This window comes from Actinoallomurus liliacearum (genome assembly GCF_039542035.1).
In the GTDB taxonomy this organism is placed as follows: Bacteria; Actinomycetota; Actinomycetes; order Streptosporangiales; family Streptosporangiaceae; genus Actinoallomurus; species Actinoallomurus liliacearum.
Genome location: NZ_BAABHJ010000002.1, coordinates 127503 through 146677, shown reverse-complemented (window position 1 = coordinate 146677; position 19175 = coordinate 127503). Strand labels below are relative to the sequence as shown.

The 19175-nt window shown below is 72.7% G+C and carries 23 protein-coding genes; 15 read left to right on the top strand and 8 right to left on the bottom strand.

The genetic code is table 11. The features are described from left to right. Positions 1–95: 95 nt before the first annotated feature. On the bottom strand, positions 96–929 hold the full coding sequence (locus ABD978_RS03165) for a pentapeptide repeat-containing protein (RefSeq protein ID WP_345347930.1): 834 nt from the start codon (positions 927–929) through the stop codon (positions 96–98). A 115-nt stretch (positions 930–1044) separates the two neighbouring features. Further along, positions 1045–2238 (bottom strand): thiolase family protein, encoded by a 1194-nt coding sequence (locus ABD978_RS03160; RefSeq protein WP_345347927.1) that lies wholly within the window; start codon positions 2236–2238, stop codon positions 1045–1047. A gap of 173 nt (positions 2239–2411) precedes the next feature. Between ABD978_RS03160 and ABD978_RS03155 the strand changes: the two genes are divergently transcribed. Further along, positions 2412–2555 carry a hypothetical protein gene (locus ABD978_RS03155; protein ID WP_345347923.1) on the top strand — a complete coding sequence of 48 codons (144 nt, stop codon included), beginning with the start codon at positions 2412–2414 and terminating at the stop codon, positions 2553–2555. A 102-nt stretch (positions 2556–2657) separates the two neighbouring features. On the opposite strand, the gene ABD978_RS03150 is transcribed toward ABD978_RS03155, so the two are convergent. Then, a complete protein-coding gene (locus ABD978_RS03150; RefSeq protein WP_345347920.1) occupies positions 2658–5450 on the bottom strand; it encodes an ATP-binding protein in 2793 nt (930 codons plus the stop codon). A 137-nt stretch (positions 5451–5587) separates the two neighbouring features. Here ABD978_RS03150 and ABD978_RS03145 point away from each other — a divergent pair, with 137 nt between their 5' ends. The 4 genes from ABD978_RS03145 (at position 5588) to ABD978_RS03130 (ending at position 8403) form a co-directional block, all read left to right on the top strand. Further along, complete coding sequence (locus ABD978_RS03145) at positions 5588–6061, top strand: pyridoxamine 5'-phosphate oxidase family protein (protein WP_345347917.1); 474 nt, start codon at positions 5588–5590, stop codon at positions 6059–6061. 81 nt (positions 6062–6142) lie between these two features. Further along, on the top strand, positions 6143–6580 hold the full coding sequence (locus ABD978_RS03140; protein WP_345347914.1) for a winged helix-turn-helix transcriptional regulator: 438 nt from the start codon (positions 6143–6145) through the stop codon (positions 6578–6580). A gap of 78 nt (positions 6581–6658) precedes the next feature. Continuing rightward, a complete protein-coding gene (locus tag ABD978_RS03135; protein WP_345347911.1) occupies positions 6659–7759 on the top strand; it encodes an LLM class flavin-dependent oxidoreductase in 1101 nt (366 codons plus the stop codon). A 20-nt stretch (positions 7760–7779) separates the two neighbouring features. Beyond that, the gene (locus ABD978_RS03130) at positions 7780–8403 is read left to right on the top strand and encodes an FMN reductase (RefSeq protein ID WP_345347908.1); all 624 of its coding nucleotides are present in this window, start codon (positions 7780–7782) and stop codon (positions 8401–8403) included. Position 8404: 1 nt separating this feature from the next. On the opposite strand, the gene glgC is transcribed toward ABD978_RS03130, so the two are convergent. After that, a complete protein-coding gene (glgC, locus tag ABD978_RS03125; RefSeq protein ID WP_345347905.1) occupies positions 8405–9640 on the bottom strand; it encodes a glucose-1-phosphate adenylyltransferase in 1236 nt (411 codons plus the stop codon). A 71-nt stretch (positions 9641–9711) separates the two neighbouring features. Here glgC and glgA point away from each other — a divergent pair, with 71 nt between their 5' ends. The 3 genes from glgA (at position 9712) to ABD978_RS03110 (ending at position 12289) form a co-directional block, all read left to right on the top strand. Next, positions 9712–10893: a glycogen synthase gene (gene glgA / locus ABD978_RS03120; RefSeq protein ID WP_345347902.1), complete on the top strand. Its 1182-nt coding sequence runs from the start codon at positions 9712–9714 to the stop codon at positions 10891–10893. A gap of 133 nt (positions 10894–11026) precedes the next feature. Next, a complete protein-coding gene (locus tag ABD978_RS03115; protein WP_345347899.1) occupies positions 11027–11905 on the top strand; it encodes a helix-turn-helix domain-containing protein in 879 nt (292 codons plus the stop codon). Between the two features lie 84 nt (positions 11906–11989). Next, positions 11990–12289: a hypothetical protein gene (locus ABD978_RS03110; protein WP_345347896.1), complete on the top strand. Its 300-nt coding sequence runs from the start codon at positions 11990–11992 to the stop codon at positions 12287–12289. 70 nt (positions 12290–12359) lie between these two features. Here the strand turns inward: ABD978_RS03110 and ABD978_RS03105 are convergent, their stop codons facing one another. After that, positions 12360–13643: an MFS transporter gene (locus ABD978_RS03105; RefSeq protein ID WP_345347893.1), complete on the bottom strand. Its 1284-nt coding sequence runs from the start codon at positions 13641–13643 to the stop codon at positions 12360–12362. A gap of 83 nt (positions 13644–13726) precedes the next feature. On the opposite strand from ABD978_RS03105, the gene ABD978_RS03100 reads away from it, so the two are divergent. Beyond that, positions 13727–14059, top strand: a complete 333-nt coding sequence (locus tag ABD978_RS03100; protein WP_345347890.1) for an ArsR/SmtB family transcription factor — start codon at positions 13727–13729, stop codon at positions 14057–14059. A 58-nt stretch (positions 14060–14117) separates the two neighbouring features. Further along, entirely contained in the window at positions 14118–14549 is a 432-nt protein-coding gene (locus tag ABD978_RS03095; RefSeq protein ID WP_345347887.1) for a VOC family protein, read from the top strand. An 83-nt stretch (positions 14550–14632) separates the two neighbouring features. Here ABD978_RS03095 and ABD978_RS03090 read toward each other — a convergent pair whose 3' ends face one another. Together ABD978_RS03090 and ABD978_RS03085 are read right to left on the bottom strand one after the other, a co-directional pair. Continuing rightward, on the bottom strand, positions 14633–14782 hold the full coding sequence (locus ABD978_RS03090; RefSeq protein WP_345347884.1) for a hypothetical protein: 150 nt from the start codon (positions 14780–14782) through the stop codon (positions 14633–14635). Then, positions 14776–15066, bottom strand: coding sequence for a hypothetical protein (locus ABD978_RS03085; RefSeq protein WP_345347881.1), 291 nt, complete (start codon positions 15064–15066; stop codon positions 14776–14778). Before ABD978_RS03085 ends, ABD978_RS03090 begins: the two co-directional genes overlap by 7 nt. On the opposite strand from ABD978_RS03085, the gene ABD978_RS03080 reads away from it, so the two are divergent. Further along, positions 15065–15214, top strand: coding sequence for a hypothetical protein (locus tag ABD978_RS03080; RefSeq protein ID WP_345347878.1), 150 nt, complete (start codon positions 15065–15067; stop codon positions 15212–15214). The two genes, ABD978_RS03085 and ABD978_RS03080, sit on opposite strands and share 2 nt — an antisense overlap. Positions 15215–15317: 103 nt before the next feature. After that, positions 15318–15734 (top strand): MerR family transcriptional regulator, encoded by a 417-nt coding sequence (locus ABD978_RS03075; protein ID WP_345347875.1) that lies wholly within the window; start codon positions 15318–15320, stop codon positions 15732–15734. Positions 15735–15874: 140 nt separating this feature from the next. Here ABD978_RS03075 and ABD978_RS03070 read toward each other — a convergent pair whose 3' ends face one another. Then, positions 15875–16429: a TetR/AcrR family transcriptional regulator gene (locus ABD978_RS03070; protein WP_345347872.1), complete on the bottom strand. Its 555-nt coding sequence runs from the start codon at positions 16427–16429 to the stop codon at positions 15875–15877. Positions 16430–16747: 318 nt separating this feature from the next. Between ABD978_RS03070 and ABD978_RS03065 the strand changes: the two genes are divergently transcribed. Genes ABD978_RS03065 through ABD978_RS03055 form a run of 3 tightly spaced genes read left to right on the top strand, consistent with a single transcriptional unit; the run spans position 16748 to position 19110 of the window. Beyond that, positions 16748–17398, top strand: a complete 651-nt coding sequence (locus ABD978_RS03065; protein WP_345347869.1) for a CatB-related O-acetyltransferase — start codon at positions 16748–16750, stop codon at positions 17396–17398. Positions 17399–17436: 38 nt separating this feature from the next. After that, positions 17437–18717 (top strand): erythromycin esterase family protein, encoded by a 1281-nt coding sequence (locus tag ABD978_RS03060; protein ID WP_345347866.1) that lies wholly within the window; start codon positions 17437–17439, stop codon positions 18715–18717. A 3-nt stretch (positions 18718–18720) separates the two neighbouring features. Further along, positions 18721–19110 (top strand): PPOX class F420-dependent oxidoreductase, encoded by a 390-nt coding sequence (locus tag ABD978_RS03055; RefSeq protein ID WP_345347863.1) that lies wholly within the window; start codon positions 18721–18723, stop codon positions 19108–19110. Positions 19111–19175: the final 65 nt, after the last annotated feature.

Sequence of the window (19175 nt, the reverse complement as noted above, 5' to 3'; positions counted from 1 at the left end):
CCACGGCTCCCTCCCGCCCGTATGGCGATGACACCCGGCGCTCCGGACCCGTACGGACCTGGCCGCACACGTCCGGTGACGGGCGGCCGCCCGGGTCACCAGTGCGCGGGGCGGGTCGGCGTGGGCGGCAGCCGCGTGGCGGTGTCGCCGCGGGCCGCGTTGACCTGCGCCTGGGTCAGGAAGATCGCGCCGGTGAGGTCCGCTCCCCGCAGGTCGGCGTCGCGCAGGTCGGCGCCGATGAGGTCGGCCATGCGCAGGTCGGCGTTCCGCAGGTCCGCGGCGATGAGGTAGGCCCCGCGCAGGTCGGCGCCGCGCAGATCCGCGCCGCGCAGGCGCGCGCCGACGAGATCGGCGCCCCGGCGGTTCTTGCCGCGCTTCGGCACCCCGGCCCGTACGAGCTCGCTGGTGCGCAGCAGGAGCGGGTTGACGCGGGCGCGGTGCGCGGCGACGTCGAGGCCGGCCAGCTCCGCCGCGTCGGCGCGGGTGAGGCGCTCGGTGTCGGCCAGCGCCCGGCGCAGCTCGGCGTGCACCGGGCGGGCGGCCGGCAGCGCGAGCGCCTCGGTCAGGTACCACCTGATCTCGTTCAGCTGCCGCATGACGGCGAACACCGCGAACATCCGCCGGGCGGTGTCCGGGGACTCCCGCCAGTCCTGCCCGGCGAAGGTGACCTGGCAGACCTGCTGTCCGGCGCCGAAACAGTCGAAGACGGTACAGCCGGAAAAGCCCTTGGTCCGCAGGTCGGCGTGGATGCCGCAGCGGGAGTCGCCGCGCAGGTTCGGGCAGGGCCGCCCGGCGTCCTTGTCGATCGCGAAGTCGGCGGAGGCCGCGAACGGCAGCGCCACGCAGCACAGTCCCTGGCAGCGGCCGCAGTCGGCGCGCAGGTCCGGGCGGACCGGCGTCACGGGCAGGGTCTGACGGTCGCGGGGCAACGGGCGGTCTCCTGGCTCGGCTCGGCACCGGGCGCGGCGCCCGGCGTGGACTTCCATTGTCCGGGACCGGGCACCGTGCCGGAGCCCCCAGGGCGGACGCCGTGCCGCCTGCCGTTCAGAGGCGCTCGACGATGGTCGCGTTGGCGAGGCCGCCGGCCTCGCACATCGTCTGCAGGCCGTAGCGTCCGCCGCGCTGTTCGAGGACCGACAGCAGCGTGGTCATCAGTCGTGCGCCGCTGGCTCCGAGCGGGTGCCCCAGGGCGGTCGCCCCGCCGTTGACGTTGACCTTGGCCGGGTCGGCGCCGGTCTCGGCGAGCCAGGCGAGCACGACGCTGGTGAAGGCCTCGTTGACCTCGAACGCGTCGATCTCCTCCAGCGACAGTCCCGCGCGGTCCAGGACCTTGCGGGTCGCGGGGATGATGCCGGTGAGCATGAGCAGGGGGTCGTCGCCGACCACGGCGAAGGTGTGCAGGCGGGCCCGGGGCCGCAGCCCGAGCCGCCGTGCCGTCTCACCGCTGGTGATGAGCACGGCGGCGGCACCGTCGTTGACGGGCGAGGAGTTGCCCGCGGTGATCCGCCAGTCGATCTCCGGGAACCGCTCCTCCCAGATGTCGGCCCGGAACGCCGGCCGCAGACCGGCCAGGACCTGCGGCGAGGTGTCGGGCCGTACGGACTGGTCCTCGGTGACCTGCGCGGGCGTGCCGTCGGCCGAGGGGGCCTTCACCGGCGAGACCTCGGCCGCGAAGCGGCCGTCCGCCCACGCCCGCGCGGCGCGGTGGTGGCTCTCGGCGGCGAAGGCGTCCAGCCGTTCCCGGGACAGGCCCCAGCGCTGGGCGATCAGCTCGGCGCTGACGCCCTGTGGCACCAGCCCGTCCGGATAGCGCCGGCCCACGCCCGCGCCGAGGAAGTCGCGGCCGGCGGTCTGGCTGCCGATCGGCACGCGGCTCATCGATTCGACGCCGGAGGCGATCACGACGTCGTAGGCGCCGCTGATGACGCCCTGGGCCGCGAAGTGGATCGCCTGCTGGCTGCTGCCGCACTGGCGGTCCACCGTGACGGCGGGCACCGACTCCGGCAGCCCGGCCGCCAGCGCCGCCCACCGCGCGGTGTTGGCGCTCTGCTCGCCGATCTGGCCGACGGCCCCGCTGATCACGTCGTCGACGGCGGCCGGGTCGATCCCGGTCCGTTCCAGCAGCGACCGGATCGCGTGCGCGTGCAGATCGACGGGGTGCATCCCCGACAGGGCGCCGCCGGGCTTGCCCTTGCCGATCGGCGTACGGACCGCATCGACGATGACCGCGTCGTTCATGACAGCTCTCCTCACTCGCAACCGAACCTACCGACCGGTATATCGTGCAGAGTTGGATTTCACAACCTACTTCCGACCGCGCACTCCCGGACCGGAGCCGACACCGATTCCGTGGTCCGTGGTGATTTCCGTGGTGAGCACGGAGGTGGCCCGGGCCCCTGGGGAGACAGAGTGTGACCACAGCGATCAGCCCGGGGTTGAGCGACCTGGCGACGCTGGACGAGGGCTCGATGTGGGCGGTCGGGTTCGCCCTGACCGAGCTGACCCCCGAGGTGGACACGCGGATCGCCGCGCTGGTGAAGAAGGCGGTCGGCTGAGCCGCGCGCCCGGCGCACGGCCGGGTGCGCCAGGTCGGCGGCGTGGGGATCGTTCCGCTGACGTCCCGCCCGCGCCGCTCGCCGTGGGCGCCCGGGGTGCGGCTACCGGACGGCCGTGGGCGTGAGGCCGAGGCCCGCGAGCGCGGCCTCGCCGGCGGCGGCATGCTCGCCCCCCGCGAGCACCAGCGTGCGTGCCGCCTGGTAGCGGCAGCCGGCCGCGTCGAACGCCGCTGCGGCGGCGAGCTGCCGCGGCAGGTCACCGTCGAGCAACGCCTCCGCCCGGTCCACCTGGGCGGAGGCGACCGGGTTTCCGGCGACCATGGTCCGGGCGGCGTCGATGCGGTCACGGGCGTCCGGGTGCCCGGCGAGCACCGCCGCCTCCGCGCGGAGCGCCGCGTACCAGTGCAACCAGACCCAGCAGACCCACTTCCACACCTGATCCGGCTCCGGCGCGACCCGCTCGAGCGCCGACTTCGCGTCCCCGTGATGGAGCATGACCATGGCGTCGAAGACCGCGCCGTAGCCCAGGCGGTGGTCCGCTGAGGGGCCGGCCTGGTCGACGATCGCCAGCCAGGCCGCACGGGCGTCGTGGTCGCCGCGTAGGCCGTGGATCATCGCGACCGACGCGGCGGCGGGGCCGAGAGAGCGCGACCGCAGTCGACCGCTCTGCTCCCACGCGCCGAGGAACCTCACGCTGCCGGTGAGTACCTCCGCGACATCGCCGGCGAACGCTTCCGCGACCAGGAGCCAGGACGTGGCGTGGTGGCTCGCCTCGGCCAGCAAGGGGTGGTCGGCGAGCTGCCTGCCCCATCGGCGGGCTTGCGGCAGTTCACCCAGGCCGACGGCGGTTCCGGCGGCCATGGCGAGGGCGTCCATCAGCTCGTGCGTACCGGCGGGGGTGGGCGGTGCAGAGGCCAGGATGTCGATCCGGCGCCGGGCGGCGGCCGCGGCGGCGAAGGCGTCACCGGCCCAGCTCTGTGCGCCGGACAGCGCGTCGAGGGCGGCGGACTCGGCAACCGGGTCGCCTACGCGCCGGGCGAGCTCGACCGCGTGTTCGGCACGCTCCACCGTCTCCTGCGCGGTGTTGTCGGGGTCCCCCCGGACCGCGCCGAAGGCATCGGCGACCACCGCCGCCTCGGCCAGGGCGACAGCCGCCTCGGCGGCCGGGTCATCGCCGGACAGCTCTCGCGCCTCCGCGAGGATGGCGGTCACCTCGTCCACGTGGGGAACCCGCGTGAACGAACTGGAGAAGCGGTACGCGACGGTGGCGGCGGCCGCCAGGTCGCGGCCGGCACCGGCGGTGTCTCCGGCCCGGCGGGCGGCCGCCGCGGCGGCACGGTACAGGCGGAACGAGTCGCCGTCGACGCTGCGGCACCCGGCCACCGCGGCGGCGTGCCGCAGTGCCGTGGCGCCGGCCGCCGCGTCGGCGAGCCGGGCCGCCTGCTCGAACCGCTGCTGGGCCTCGCCGAGCAGGTTGCGGGCGAAGGCCAGCTCGGCCATGGACAAGGCGAGCCGGTAGGCGTCCGCGTGCTGCTCCGGCCGGTCGGCGGCCCCGGTGAGGGCGGCCCGCATGTCCTCTGCCACGGCGTCGAACCGGGCGCGCCAGTCCGCGCCTCGAGCTCCCATGAGGGTGGCCGCGCCGGCCGAGCACCAGCCCAGATGCCGGGATCGGACGCCCGTCAGCTCGCCGGCGTCGCCGAGCCGCTCCATCCCGTACTGACGGATGGTCTCCAGCGCGTGGTACCGGGTGCCGGTCTCCGACGGTGCCACGGCCAGCAGGCTCTGCTCGGCGAGCCTGCCGAGCCCATCGACGACCGCGGCCGGATCCAGCGGGGCGAACCCGGCGACCTCGGCGGCCGCCTCCGCGGTGAACGGCGCGACGAACACCGACACCCGGCGCAGCAGCGCCTGATCCGAGGGCTCGAGCAGGTCATGGCTCCAGTCCAGCACCGCCCGCACCGACCGGTGCCTGTCGTCGGCGCGGGGTCCGCCGGTGAGGATCCGCAACTGGTCGGAGAGGCCGGTCGTGAGGCCGTCCAGGCCGAGGGTGGACCACCGCGCCGCCGCCAGCTCGATCGCCAGCGCCATGCCGCCGAGCCGTTCGCAGATGGCCACGACCTCCTCGCTCACCGCGGGACCCGGAGGCCGGCCGACCGCCGCCGCCCGGTCCATGAACAGGGCCACCGCCTCGGACTCGTCGCCGCCGGCCCGCGACAGCGGCGGGGCCGGGAGGACCCGCTCGAACGGCACCATCAGCCGGGCCCGGCTCGTCACGAGCACCCGCGACCGCGGACAGGCCGCCAGCAGCCGCTCCACGAACGGCGCGACCCCGTCGCGCACGTGCTCGCAGTTGTCCAACACCACCAGCGCCCGGCGATCCGCCAACGCGGCCAGCACCGCGTCGTCGATGCCGAGGCCGGGTTGCTCGCCCACGCCCAGAGCCGCCGCGACCGCCGCCCCGACCCGGCCCGGCTCGGTGACCGGGACCAGGTCGACGAACCACACCCCGTCGGAGAAGTCGCCGGTCACGTCCGCCGCCACCGCCAGCGCGAGACGCGTCTTGCCCACCCCGCCCGGGCCGACCACGGTCACCAGCCGGTGCGCCTGCACCGCCTCGGCCAGTTCCCCGCGTTCTCGCACCCGGCCGATGAACGCGGTCAACGGCGCCGGCAGGGCGGGTGCCGAGCGCGACTGCTCGGCCCGCGCGAGTTCGGCCGCGTGCCGGGCGAGCGCCCGCCGATCCGGCAGCCGCAGCTTGCGCAGCAGCGAGGAGACGTGCGACTCGACGGTGCGTACGGAGAGGACCAGCCGGGCGGCGATCTCGGCGTTGCTGAGGTGCTCCCCGAGTAGCGCGAGCACTTCGGCTTCCCGGGGCGAGATCACTGGGCCGGACACCGGCCCATTATCGGTGGTGGATTCCGTGGTCGGCACGGAGGCGGCCCGCCCCCGGCCAGGAGAGGCTGTGACCACAGTGCCCGGGGCCCCGACACGGCGCCCCGGGCCGATCAACACCTTCGATGACAGGAGTGGCCATGACCGGCTCTTCTTCCACCTTGAACGCCGCCCCTCGCTCCCGCGCTCAGCGTCGTCGCGACACCGAGCACCGGCTCGCCCACGACATCGACCTCTGGGTGGCCACCGCCTCGGCGGACGGCGCGCCGTACCTGGTGCCGCTGTCCTTCGACTGGGACGGCCGGGCACTGCTGATGGCCACCCCGCCGGACAGCCCCACCGGCAGGAACCTGGCCACGACCCGGACCGTCCGGCTGGGACTGGGCCCCACCCGCGACGTGATCATGATCGACGGCGAGGTCGAAGTCCTGGAGATCGACGCGCTGCCGCAGGAGCGCGGTGACCGGTTCGCGGCGCGCACCGACTTCGACCCGCGTGCACTGACCACTCCGTACCGCTGGTTCCGCGTCACCCCGCACCGCGTCCAGGCCTGGCGCGAGGTGAACGAACTGCCCGGCCGCGAACTGATGCGCGAAGGCCGCTGGCTGGTCTGACGTTCCACGGCGATCCCCGGGGTAGGTTGGGTTTCAGGACCGACCGGTGCGCCGACGGCGCCGAGCGAGGAGGGCAGTCCCGTGGCCGTACGCGGCCGTCAGTGTTCGATCGCCAACGCGCTGGCCGTGATCGGCGAGAAGTGGAGCCTGCTCGCCCTGCGGGAGATCCTGCTCGGGGAGCGGCGGTTCGACCAGATCGCCCGCAACACCGGCGCCAGCCGCGACATCCTCGCCGCGCGGCTGCGGACGCTGGTGGAGGCCGGGGTCCTGACCAGGCGGCAGTACGAGGCGCATCCCCCGCGCTATGAGTACGTGCCCACCGAGGCCGGCCGCGCGCTCCAGCCGATCCTGCTGAACCTGATGGACTGGGGCGACCGTTACGTCACCGACGGACCGCCGCCGACGGTCTGGCGGCACTCCTGCGGGGCCGACCTGCACCCCCGGACGGTGTGCGCGCACTGCGGCGAGCCTGTGACGGAGGGGGAGGTCCACGCGGTCCGCCTGGGCCCCGTCCGCTGACGGCACCGGGAATCGGTGATCGGGGTGTGACGTTTCCCGCTATAGTTGAATTTTCAATAAGCAGCGAAGGGTTGCGTCATGCAGTTCGGGATCTTCACGGTCGGCGACGTCACGCCCGATCCGACCACCGGCAGAACGCCGAGTGAGCACGAGCGGATCACGGCGATGGTGACGATCGCGCAGAAGGCCGAGGAGGTCGGCCTGGACGTGTTCGCCACCGGCGAGCACCACAACCCGCCGTTCGTGCCCTCGTCCCCGACGACGATGCTGGGCTACATCGCGGCGCGGACCGAGCGGCTGATCCTGTCGACCGCGACCACGCTGATCACCACGAACGACCCGGTGAAGATCGCCGAGGACTTCGCGATGCTGCAGCACCTGGCCGGCGGGCGCGTCGACCTGATGCTGGGCCGGGGCAACACCGGCCCCGTCTACCCGTGGTTCGGTCAGGACATCCGCCAGGGAATCCCCCTGGCCATCGAGAACTACGCGCTGCTGCACCGGCTCTGGCGCGAGGACGTGGTCGACTGGAAGGGCCGCTTCCGCACCCCGCTGCAGGCGTTCACCAGCACGCCCCGGCCGCTGGACGGGGTCCCGCCGTTCGTGTGGCACGGCTCGATCCGCAGCCCGGAGATCGCCGAACAGGCCGCCTACTACGGCGACGGCTTCTTCGCCAACAACATCTTCTGGCCCAAGGAGCACTTCCAGCGGCTCATCAGCCTGTACCGGGAGCGTTACGCCCACTACGGCCACGGCACGCCGGAGCAGGCGATCGTCGGCCTGGGCGGGCAGGTGTTCATGCGGAAGAACTCCCAGGACGCCGTACGGGAGTTCCGTCCCTACTTCGACAACGCCCCCGTGTACGGGCACGGTCCGTCGCTGGAGGAGTTCACGGCCGAGACGCCGCTGACCGTCGGCAGCCCGCAGCAGGTCATCGACAAGACCCTGACCTTCCGCGAGCACTTCGGGGACTACCAGCGCCAGCTCTTCCTCGTCGACCACGCCGGACTGCCGCTCAAGACGGTCCTGGAACAGCTCGACCTGCTCGGTGAGGAGGTCATCCCGGTGCTGCGCAAGGAGTTCGCGGTGAACCGGCCGGCCGAGGTCCCCGACGCGCCCACCCACGCCTCGCTCCTGGCCGCCCGCGGCACCGAGACCCCGACGGAGACCGCCCGATGAGCGAGCGGAGCGAGCGATTCATGAACGCAGCGCGTCTGGTCGCCGTCTCCGCCGGACTGGGCACCCCCTCCTCGTCCCGCCTGCTGGCCGACCGCCTCGCCGCGGCCACCCGCGAGCGCCTGACCGCGGACGGGCGCCCGGTCGAGGTCACCGTGATCGAGCTGCGCGACCTGGCCACCGACATCGCGAACGGCCTGGTTACCGGCTTCCCCGGCACCCGGCTGCGCACGGCGATCGAGGCGGTGACCGGCGCGGAAGGCCTCATCGCGGTCAGCCCGATCTTCTCGGCCTCCTACAGCGGGCTGTTCAAGTCGTTCTTCGACGTCATCGACAACACCGCCCTCGCCGGACGCCCCGTCCTGATCGCCGCGACCGGCGGCACCGCCCGCCACTCCCTCGCCCTCGAACACGCGCTGCGGCCGCTGTTCACCTACCTGCGGGCGATCGTGGTCCCCACCGCGGTGTACGCCGCGCCGGAGGACTGGGGCTCCGGCGGGGATGCCGGCGCCGGCGACCTGGCGGCCCGGGTCGACCGCGCGGCGGACGAGCTGGCCGCGCTGATGCGCGACCGCCCGCCCGCGGCCGCGCCGGCCGAGTCGGTGGTGCCGTTCGCGGAGCAGCTCGCCGCGCTGCGCCCGGAGTGAGTCAGCCGGGCACGACCTGGTTCTTGCCCAGGACCCGTACGCCGCTCGCCGTCACGGTGAAGTGCTGCCGGTCGTAGTCCTCGTCGACGCCGATGCGGGCGCCGTCGGGGATGACGACGTTCTTGTCGATGATGGCGCCCCGTACGACGGCGCCGCGCCCGACCCGTACGCAGTCCATCAGGACCGAGTCCTGGACGGTGGCTCCGGCGTCGACGTGGACGCGGGGCGACAGGATGGAGCGCTCGGCCACCCCGCCGGCGAGGATGACGCCGGGGGAGACCATCGAGTCGACGGCGTACCCGCGCCGGCCCTCCTCGTTGAACACGAACTTGGCCGGCGGCAGCGGGTCGTGGCCGGTGTAGATCGGCCACTCGTGGTTGTAGAGGTTGAACACCGGGTGGATCGAGATGAGGTCCATGTGCGCCTCGTAGAAGGCGTCCAGGGTCCCCACGTCGCGCCAGTACCCGCGGTCCCGGTCGGCGGAGCCGGGCACCTGGTTGTCGGCGAAGTCGTAGACCTGCGCGCGGCCGGCCTTGACGAGCTTGGGGATGATGTTCCCGCCGACGTCGTGCTTGCTCGACAGGTCGGCGGCGTCCTCCTTGACCACGTCGACGAGGACCTCGGTGTCGAAGACGTAGTTGCCCATGGAGGCGTACACCTGGTCGGGCGCGTCGGGCAGGCCCACGGCGTCCTTGGGCTTCTCCCGGAACGCCGAGACGCTGACGCCGTCGGGACCGGTCTCGATGACCCCGAACTGGTCGGCGAGGGACAGCGGCTGGCGGATCGCGGCGATGGTGACCCCGGCGCCGGACTGGATGTGCTGGTCCACCATCTGCCGCGGGTCCATGCGGTAGATGTGGTCGGCGCCGAAGACGATGACGTGGTCGGGCCGCTCGTCCTCGATCAGGTTGAGGTTCTGCAGGATCGCGTCGGCCGAGCCGGCGAACCACCGGGGCCCGAGGCGCTGCTGGGCCGGCACGGGCGTGACGTAGTTGCCCAGGAGCGTCGACATCCGCCACGTGCGGGAGACGTGCCGGTCCAGGCTGTGACTCTTGTACTGCGTCAGCACAACGATCTTGAGATAGCCGGCGTTCGCCAGGTTGGACAGGACGAAGTCGATCAGCCGGTACATTCCGCCGAAGGGCACCGCCGGCTTGGCCCGGTCGGCCGTCAGCGGCATCAGCCGCTTGCCCTCCCCGCCCGCCAGCACCATCGCCAGGACATGAGGTCTCGCCATGGCCAGACCTTAGCCCTCCTACCAGCGTTGAAACAGGACGAGGGGGCACATTTGGCACTACGCTGCCGGGCATGCGCGTCGACCTGCTCACCCGTGAATACCCGCCGGACGTCTACGGGGGAGCCGGCGTCCACGTCGAGCACCTGGCCCGGGAGCTGCGCCGGCTGTGCGACCTGCGGGTCCACTGCTTCGACGGCGACCGGGCCGAGCCCGGCGTGACCGGCTACCGCGTTCCGGCGGCGCTCGAGGCGGCCAACCCGGCCCTGCAGACGCTCGGCGTCGACCTGGAGATGGCCGCCGGCGCCGGGGGAGCGGACCTGGTGCACAGCCACACCTGGTACGCGAACCTCGCCGGTCACGTCGCCAAGCTCCTGCACGGCGTCCCGCACGTGGTCACCACCCACAGCCTCGAGCCCCTGCGGCCCTGGAAGGCCGAACAGCTCGGCGGCGGCTACGCGATCTCCTCCTGGGCCGAGCGCACCGCGATCCTGGCGGCCGACGCGATCGTCGCCGTCTCCGAGGGCATGCGCCGCGACGTGCTCACCTGCTATCCCGAGGTCGACCCCGACCGCGTCACCGTCCTGCACAACGGCATCGACACCGACGAGTACGCCCCGGACCCCGGCACCGACGTGCTCACCCGCCACGGCATCGACCCGCGGCGCCCCTCCGTGGTGTTCGTGGGGCGCATCACCCGCCAGAAGGGGCTGCCCTATCTGCTGCGGGCCGCCCGGTCCCTCGACCCGTCCGCCCAGCTCGTGCTGTGCGCCGGCGCGCCCGACACCCCGGAGATCTCCGCAGAGGTCGAAGCGCTCGTCGACGAGCTGCGCCGCGAGCGCGGCGGGATCGTGTGGATCACGAAGATGCTGCCCCGCCCCGAGGTCGTGCAGATCCTCAGCCACGCGACCGTGTTCGTCTGCCCGTCGGTGTACGAGCCGATGGGCATCGTCAACCTGGAGGCCATGGCCTGCGAGGCGGCCGTCGTCGCCACCGCGACCGGCGGCATCCCCGAGGTCGTCGCCGACGGCGAGACGGGCCTGCTCGTGCCGATCGAGCAGGCCGCCGACGGTACCGGCACACCCGTGGATCCCGACCGTTTCGCCGCCGACCTCGCCGAACGCGTGAACGCGCTGCTCGCCGACCCCGAGCGCGCCGCCTCGATGGGCAAGGCGGGCCGCCGCCGCGCGATCGAGCACTTCTCCTGGTCCCAGATCGCCCGCCGCACCCACGGCCTGTACGCCTCCCTCACCTGACGCCGGCCGTCCGCCCCGCGGCGTGGCGCGGGTCCTGCGGGGCCGCGGAATGGACGCGGATACGGGATTACCCGGATCCGCGGGCGGGGGTCCGCCGGGGAGACTGGCCAGGTTCCCCGCGGAAGGACGGTCGATGGTGAATGGCATCGGGGGAGTCATTCTGGAATGCCCGGACCCGGGGTCCGGGCCGCGGATGGTGGCGGCCCGGCCGGCACCCGTGCTGCGCCCGTACGTCGCCGGGTACGCCGGTCTCCGCGTCGACGCCGCCCGGCCGCTGCGAGGGCGCGCCGTGGCGACCTGCAGGGTCACGCTGTTCCTCGACTTCGCCGCCTCGGTGCGGCTGGTCGCCGCCGAGGATCGGCCCCTGCGCGTCCAGGCCTCGCACGTCACCGGCCTGCACGACCGGCCGGTCCTGTTCGAACAGCGCAGCCACCACCGGGGGATGGCCGTCGAGCTCACCCCGACCGGGGCGTACGCGCTGTTCGGCGTGCCGATGCGAGAGCTGAGCAACACGACCGTCGACCTGGCCGACCTGCTGGGGTCCCGCGCGGAGCCGCTCACCGAACGGCTCCGCGCGGCACCCGACTGGGCGACGCGGTTCGAGCTCCTGGACCGCCTGCTGCCCGCGTGGCTCTGTGCCGGGCCGGAGCCGGCGCCCACGGTGCTGCGCGCCTGGCGACTGCTGCGGCGCACCGGCGGAGCGGTGAGCGTCGCCACGATGGCCGAGGAGACCGGCGTGACCCGCCGCTGCCTGGAGATGCGTTTCGCCGAGCAGATCGGGCTGCCGCCCAAGACCATCGCCCGCCTCCTGCGGTTCGAGCGGGCCGCGCGCCTGCTCACCGCGTCCGCGAGCCCGGCGCCCGCGCAGGTCGCCGCCGTGTGCGGCTACGCGGACCAGGCGCATCTCAGCCGGGAGTTTCGCAGGCTCGCGGGCCGCACCCCCACCGGGCTGCGCGCCGAGCACGCGGCCGCGATCACTCTCCGCCGATCGCACGGCGCATCCGATCTCTGACGCTTCGCATTCGTTCAAGACCCGGAGAGAGGGTCGCCCATAGCGTCCGAGGTGGAAATTCCCCCGGACGAAAGGGTCCGCTCCATGCTGATACCGAACTTCATGGCGGCTGCCGTCGTCGGCGGCGCGCTGGTCACCGCCGGTGTCGCGCTCGCGCCCTCCGCGAGTGCGACACCGGCGCCGGCCTCGACCCGAGAGGCGGTCGCCCACCGGTGCAACCACCCCTGCAGCGACCCGCCGGGCCCCGGCTGGCGCTACATCGACAACTACTTCTGGGCCAGCAGCTGCATCGAGGTCGGCAACCGCGGCATCAACAACCATTCCTGGTCCAAGTACCAGTGCTACGGCAGCACCTGGACCAATTACGACCTCTGGGTGATCTGACCGCCGTCCGGTGACGGGCGGGCGTCCCCCTCGGCGCCCGCCCGGTCTCCGCGCCTGAGGCCGTGCCGGGTCACCCGGCGGCGCGGTCGCCCACGGGGCAGGGCGCGGCGGGTGGCGGGGCGGCCGCCATCGGGCGGGCGGCCCGGGACCGTACGACACCGGACACCGCGGCGGTGAGGGCCAGGGCGATGACGACGGCGCCGTAGGCGGTGGCGGTCGCCCGCAGGCCGAACGACGGCACCGCCGCGCCCGCGACGACGGCGGGCACGCTGAAGGCCAGGTAGCTGACCACGTACACCGAGGCGAACAACTCCGCCCGCCACCCTGGGCCGGCCAGCGCCGCCAGGGACCGGAACGCCCCGAGGAAGGCGCTGCCGAAGCCGCAGCCGGCGATCGCCGTGCCGATGAAGAACAGGGACGTCGAGGCCATGGCCAGCGCCAGGAGCGTCACGGCGGTTCCGGCGGCCAGCGCGGCCGAGCCGGCGGCCATGACGCGCTGCGGCGCCCGGTCGCGGACGAGCATCGAGGCCATGGCACCCGCTCCGGTGAGGGTGGTGACGACGAGCCCGCCGACCAGGTGGTTGCCGATGTGCAGGACGCCGGCCGTCAGCGACCCGCCCAGGGACAGGTACAGGCCGCAGATCGCCCAGGTCGCCACCAGGCAGGGCGCGGTCGCCAGGAAGGCCGCGCGGGCCGGGACGGGAACCGCCGCCCGGGGCCGCAGGGAGGCCAGCGCGCCGGGGCGCGCGGTGACCAGGTCCGGCAGGAACGCCATCACGGCCGCCAGGATCACGAACGCCGCGGTGAGCCCCGCGAAGACCAGCGTCGTGGGGGTGGGGGCGTACTCCACCAGCGATCCGCTGCCCAGCGCGCCGGCGGCCAGGCCCAGGGCGGGCGCCACGCTGTTGACCAGCGACCCGGACCGGGCGCCGGGCTGCAGGTCGACCAGGCCGGCGCTGATGGCGCCGGTCGCGGCGCCGGTCGCCAAGCCCTGCACGGTGCGCGCCGCCAGGAGCGTCCCGACGTCGCCGGCGGTCAGGAACAGGACCATGGCGGCGGCTTCGGCCAGCAGGGCGGCGATCAGGACGGGCCGGCGGCCGAGGAAGTCCGAGAGCCCGCCGACGGTCAGCAACGCGATCAGCAGGGCGAGGGCGTAGACGGCGAAGATCTCCGTGAGGGTGGTCGCCGAGAACCCCCATCGGTGCTGGTAGACGACGTACATCGGGGATGGGGCGCTCGCGGCGCCCATGAAGACCAGCAGGGTCGCGCCGAGCAGCCAGAAGCCGGCCGGGCGCGGCAGGCGCCGAACCGTACGGGCCGCCGCGGGCGCGACGCGGTCGTCCACTGTGGGCATGCGGTGCTCCTCCAACAGTTCTAAGATTCTCGAACCATTGAAGGCTACTCCGGCCCGGTCTATTGTTCAACTATTATCGAACCATGCAGCCCGGATCGACACGTGAGCTCGCCCATCCAGACGCCGCGGACTTCGTCCTGACGGACGTGCTGTTCGCACTCAGCGATCCGGCGCGCCTGGAGATCACCCGCCGCCTCGCCGAGGGGCCTCTGGAGGTCGCGGCCTGCCAGCCCACCGGCGGCGACATCCCCAAGTCGACCCTGTCCCACCACCTGAAGACGCTGCGCGAGGCCGGCGTCGTCCGCAACGACCCGCACGGCCGGCAGCGCTACGTCAGCCTGCGCCGCGACGACCTGGAGCAGCGGTTCCCCGGCCTCCTCGCCGCCGTCCTGCGCGCGGCCCCCACCGGCGAATGACCTTCTGACCGCCCACTACAGTGTCGCCCGCTGCCGCCGACGGAAGGACGACCCCGCCGTGTCCACGCTCGACTCCTCGATCCCGCGGTTCCACCTGGCCATGCCCGTCGACGACCTGGACGCCGCCCGCGTCTTCTACGGCGAGGTCATCGGCTGCGCGCAGGGCCGCAGCGCCGACACCTGGATCGACTGGAACCTGCACGGCCACCAGTTCGTCACCCACCTGGCACCGCGCCGCGCCGAGCGCGTGCACAACCCGGTCGACGGCCATGACGTCCCCGTGCCGCACTTCGGCCTGATCCTGACCATCCCGGAGTTCCACCGGCTCGCCGAGCGGTTCCGTGCGGCGGGTACCACGTTCGTCATCGAGCCCTACCTGCGGTTCGAGGGCCTGCCGGGCGAGCAGTGGACGATGTTCCTGCTGGACCCGGCGGGCAACGCGCTGGAGTTCAAGGCCTTCGCCGACGACGCGCAGGTCTTCGCCGTCTGAACCCAGCGCCGTGACTCCGCGGCGGTGCCCGGCGGTCACCGCCGGGCATCGCCGGAGGCCGCCCTCCGGTGTGTTCAGTGGATTCAGTAGCTCTTGCCCGCCTGGACGTCCACCGCCGAGTTGCCGCCCGGCCATGCGCCGTGGAGGTCGATCTGACGTACGCCGTCGCCGATGACGCTGTTCAGCAGCAGTTCGAAGGAGCCGAGGACGCTCGTCCACTTCTCGATCAGCACCCTGCCGTCGAAGGACGTGAAGGTGTACGCGATGGGCACCGGAATCGGGAGGCCCTCATGTTCTGCCTGTCGGCGATCTGTTCCAGCCATTCGATCTGGCGGGTGAGCAGACCGGGGTCGAGGAATTCCTCGGAGGTGACCGCGAACTCGGAGATCAGCGACTCGGACCGCTCGAGAGACCAGGAGACCGTGACCTCGGCGTTGACCTTGGTCCCCGTGTCGGGGTCCACGACCGTCGCGTCGGCGCCGAGGTCGGTCTCCTGGCGCGACACGTGCTTGGACATGACCGACCACTGCTGGGAGACGGGCCGCGAGGTGGTCGTCAGCTCGGGGATCACCTTGTCGGCCGGGGTGAAGGTCCCGGCACCGGGGTCCAGGACGCCGACCGCGCCGGGGACGATCGCCGGGTTCAGCGACCAGTTGCCCCAGTAGCCCTGGCGGTCTTTGCGGATCAGTTGGGCGAACGCGACATCCCACGTGAGTGGGGGAGCTCTCGACGGGCGACGGGTGAGGACGGAGGCCTACGCTGGGCGGCATGCCGGATTCCGCATCCCTGCTGAGCATCGGGCAGGTCGCCGAGCGAACGGGCCTGAGCGTGCACGCGCTGCGCTTCTACGAGCGTGAGGGCGTATTGGTCGACCCGGTGCGGCGCGACCCGGCCGGTCGCCGGGTCTACAGCGAGAACGACGTCGAGTGGCTGACCGTGTGCATCATCCTGCGGGCCTCCGGCATGCCGCTGCCGGCGATCCGCCGCTACACCGAACTCGTCCGCGAAGGGGACGGCAACGAGGAGGAGCGCCTGGCGCTCCTGCGCGCGCACGGGGAGCGGGTCAGCGCCCAGATCGGCGACCTGACCCGGTGCCTGGACCTGGTGAACTACAAGGTCGGCGTCTACGAGGACATCCTCGCCGACCGGGCCGCTCCCTGCCGGCCGGCATCGAGCGGACACTGATCCAGACCCTGGCGCGCGCCGCCGCCGCCCGCCCCGACCCGCACGCGTGGTCAGAGGCCGCCCGCCGGGCCGTCGGCATGTGTACTCGGCGATCGGCATGTGCGGTTGTTCCCGCTCGGCCGTGGGGCGGGCCGGGCCCGTCAGGTGTCGCCGGCCGGGGGCTCGGCGAAGGCGCCGGCGGACGCGGCGAGGGCGGCGGTCCTGGCCGCCTGACCGGGCAGGTCCGGGTCGGATGGCGTGCGGAGAAGCACCAGGTGGTGGTACAGGGGCGCGGTGGCGGCGATGAGCAGTCGCCGGGCGTCGGTGCGCGGCGGGAGTTCGCCGCGCTGGACGGCCCGGCCGACGATGTTCTCGCAGCGGGCGTACCGGTCCTCCCAGAGCCGCCGTTGGGCGTGGTCGGCCTTCTCGGAGCGGAACGAGGCGGCGATCAGGGCCGCCATGATCGGCGGCTGGGCGGTCATGGCCGCCTGGATCTCATGGTTCAGCGCTGCCAGGTCGCCTTCCAGTGAACCGGTGTCCGGGGGCTGCCAGTCGTCGTCGCTCGCCGCGTCGAGGACGTCGGCGAGCAGGCCGCCGACGTCTCCCCAGCGCCGGTATACCGTCGCGCGGTGCACGCCGGCGCGGGCGGCGACGGCGTCCATGGTGAGCCCGTCATAACCGTGCTCGCCGAGTTCCGCGAGGACCGCGTCGAGCACCTGCGTGCGGATACGGGCAGTCCGGCCGCCGGGGCGGCGTCGGGTCGGTGGCACGGGCCGGGTGTCCTCCGGTCGTGGTGCTGGGGGAGTCATCGCTGGTAATCCGGTTGCTCGGTGGGACGGCGTCGTGGCAGTATCTTAATGCAGCATTTGTCGCACTAGTAGAGTCTTCGGGCCGACGGCGACGTCGGCCATCTCGCCCAGGACGGGCGACTGCCGCCGGACGCGACCGCCCACCTGGGCGTACGGCTCGGCGTCCGCCGCAGGGCCTGACGCCCCAAGCCGCGAACACCCCCTGCAGGAAGGAAACGACTGCCGATGCCGACCGCCCCCGACCCGACGGTGGTGCATCCGATGCCCGAGCAGCCGCGGGTGGTGCTGCTCAAGCCGCTGGTCACCTCGCCGCTGATCGAGATCGGAGAGTTCTCCTACTACGACGATCCGGACGATCCGACCGCTTTCCAGGCCCGTAACGTGCTGTACCACTACGGCCCGGAAAAGCTGATCATCGGGAGGTTCTGCGCGCTGGCCGAGGGCGTGCGGTTCATCATGAACGGCGCCAACCACCGCATGGACGGCCCCTCGACGTTCCCCTTCCCGATCATGGGCGGTTCCTGGGCCGAGCACTTCGACCTCATCACCGGCCTGCCCGGGCGGGGCGACACCGTCGTCGGCAACGACGTCTGGCTCGGATACGGGTCCATGGTGATGCCCGGCGTCCGCATCGGCCACGGCGCGATCATCGCCTCCGGATCCGTCGTCGTCGACGACGTCCCCGACTACGGCATCGTCGGCGGCAACCCCGCCAGGCTCATCCGCCGCCGCCACAGCGACGCGGACATCGACCGCCTCCTGGCCCTGGCCTGGTGGGACTGGCCGCTCCAGCACATCACCGAGCACCTCCGCACGATCATGTCCGGAAGCATCGACGACCTGGAGGACGCTGCGCCCGCGCTCCCGCACCGGTGATCCACCCGCGTTCCAGCACTGAGAATCGAGCTGTCAGCATGCCTGTTCCGTCCGACCACGGTCCCTTCGCCGGCTGGCTTCGCGGCCATGCCGTCCCGCTCACCCACCTCGACCCTGAGGCGCCGCTCGACGACCTGGAACCGCTGCGCGACATCATCGGCGGCGCGCGCGTGGTCGCAATCGGAGAGAACTCCCACTTCATCACCGAGTTCTCACTCATGCGCCGGCGCATCCTGCGGTTCCTGGTCGAACGCTGTGGTTTCACCGTCCTGGCCGTCGAATACGGCTTCAGCGAAGGTTTCCCCCTCGACGCCTGGGCCCAGGGCGAGGGTACGGACGATGATCTGTCGGCCCATCTCGCCGAGACGATCCCCGTGGGAGTCGACGAGCCGCTGCGCTGGATGCGCCGGCACAACGCCACGGCCTCGAAGCCGGTGCGTTTCGCCGGGATCGACATCCCGGCGGCCGGTGGATCGTTGCTTCCCGCCCTGGCCCCGGTCGCCGACTATCTGCGCCAGATCGATCCCGAAACCCTGCCGGCGGTCCAGACGGCGATGCGGATCGCCGGATCGTTCGCCGGAGCCTCCGCGGCCTCGGCCGCACCGGCCTGGACCCGCCTGGCCACCGCCGAACAGGACACCCTCAGCGCGATCCTGATGCGCCTGCTCATCCGGTTCCGCGCCGTCGAACCGCTGTACGTCTCCCGCGGTGACCGGCGCGGCTACGACATCGCCCTGCGTCGCCTCGAAGCCGCCTGTCACGCGGACTACGGCTTCCGCGCCATGGCCGACCTCTTCGCCGGAAGCGGCCTGACCGCCGACACCTCGGCCCGGGACGTCTACATGGCCGGGTCGGTCCGGTGGCACCTGGAGCGTTCCGAACCCGGGACCCGCATCGTGCTGGCGGCCCACAACGCCCACATCCAGAAAACGTCGGTCTCGTTCAACGGTCACCTCACGGGGCTGCCGATGGGACAGCACCTGCACGGCGTTCTCGGCCATGAGTACTTCGCCCTCGCCCTGACGAGCGTCAACGGGCACACGGCCGACATGCGCCCCGACGAGAAGGCGCGCTTCGGTTTCACCATCGACGACACCGCACTGGAGCCGCCCGAGCAGGGAAGCATCGAAGCCGCCTTCGCCGACGCCGGCCTCGGGCTCAGCATCGCCGATCTTCGCCGGGCACACCCGGAGACCCCCGGCCCCGACCGCGTCCGGATCCAGAGCGCCTACCTGCACACCCCCGTCATCGACGCGTTCGACGGCGTCCTCAACACCTCGACCTCCACCGTGATCGACGACGTCCGTCGGAAGGACTGACACATGATCTTCACCCAGGCCGAACTCGACTACCTGGCCACACAGCACATCGGGCGGCTGGCCACCGTCTCGCCCGACGGGCAGGTGCAGAACAACCCGACCAATTTCCACCTCGATGCCGGTACCGGCACGATCTTCATCGGCGGGGGCGCGATGGGCAGGTCGAAGAAGTTCCGGAACGTCCAGCAGGGCAGCACGGTCGCGTTCGTCGTGGACGACCTGGCGACGATCGATCCCTGGGCGCCCCGGGGCATCGAGATCCGGGGCAACGCGGTGGCGCTGACCGACCAGGAGCCGCCCGTGCCCGGCATGTCCCGAGAGATGATCAGGATCACCCCCACCAAGATCGTCTCGTGGAATCTCGACGGGCCTCGGGCGAGCCGCACGGTGTGAGGCACCGCACCGGGGCTCCTGCCCTCTCCGGAGCGGACCGGCACCGAGCGCGGCGGAGGCGGTGC

What these genes read in the sequence shown, in the direction of transcription:
- ABD978_RS03160 (WP_345347927.1), bottom strand. Translation starts at nt 2,238, where the DNA reads ATGAACGACGCGGTCATCGTCGATGCGGTCCGTACGCCGATCGGCAAG.
- ABD978_RS03145 (WP_345347917.1), top strand. Translation starts at nt 5,588, where the DNA reads ATGACCGGCTCTTCTTCCACCTTGAACGCCGCCCCTCGCTCCCGCGCT.
- ABD978_RS03135 (WP_345347911.1), top strand. Translation starts at nt 6,659, where the DNA reads ATGCAGTTCGGGATCTTCACGGTCGGCGACGTCACGCCCGATCCGACC.
- ABD978_RS03130 (WP_345347908.1), top strand. Translation starts at nt 7,780, where the DNA reads ATGAACGCAGCGCGTCTGGTCGCCGTCTCCGCCGGACTGGGCACCCCC.
- glgC (WP_345347905.1), bottom strand. Translation starts at nt 9,640, where the DNA reads ATGGCGAGACCTCATGTCCTGGCGATGGTGCTGGCGGGCGGGGAGGGC.
- glgA (WP_345347902.1), top strand. Translation starts at nt 9,712, where the DNA reads ATGCGCGTCGACCTGCTCACCCGTGAATACCCGCCGGACGTCTACGGG.
- ABD978_RS03115 (WP_345347899.1), top strand. Translation starts at nt 11,027, where the DNA reads ATGGTGAATGGCATCGGGGGAGTCATTCTGGAATGCCCGGACCCGGGG.
- ABD978_RS03110 (WP_345347896.1), top strand. Translation starts at nt 11,990, where the DNA reads ATGCTGATACCGAACTTCATGGCGGCTGCCGTCGTCGGCGGCGCGCTG.
- ABD978_RS03105 (WP_345347893.1), bottom strand. Translation starts at nt 13,643, where the DNA reads ATGCCCACAGTGGACGACCGCGTCGCGCCCGCGGCGGCCCGTACGGTT.
- ABD978_RS03100 (WP_345347890.1), top strand. Translation starts at nt 13,727, where the DNA reads ATGCAGCCCGGATCGACACGTGAGCTCGCCCATCCAGACGCCGCGGAC.
- ABD978_RS03080 (WP_345347878.1), top strand. Translation starts at nt 15,065, where the DNA reads ATGACCGACCACTGCTGGGAGACGGGCCGCGAGGTGGTCGTCAGCTCG.
- ABD978_RS03085 (WP_345347881.1), bottom strand. Translation starts at nt 15,066, where the DNA reads ATGTCCAAGCACGTGTCGCGCCAGGAGACCGACCTCGGCGCCGACGCG.
- ABD978_RS03075 (WP_345347875.1), top strand. Translation starts at nt 15,318, where the DNA reads ATGCCGGATTCCGCATCCCTGCTGAGCATCGGGCAGGTCGCCGAGCGA.
- ABD978_RS03065 (WP_345347869.1), top strand. Translation starts at nt 16,748, where the DNA reads ATGCCGACCGCCCCCGACCCGACGGTGGTGCATCCGATGCCCGAGCAG.
- ABD978_RS03060 (WP_345347866.1), top strand. Translation starts at nt 17,437, where the DNA reads ATGCCTGTTCCGTCCGACCACGGTCCCTTCGCCGGCTGGCTTCGCGGC.
- ABD978_RS03055 (WP_345347863.1), top strand. Translation starts at nt 18,721, where the DNA reads ATGATCTTCACCCAGGCCGAACTCGACTACCTGGCCACACAGCACATC.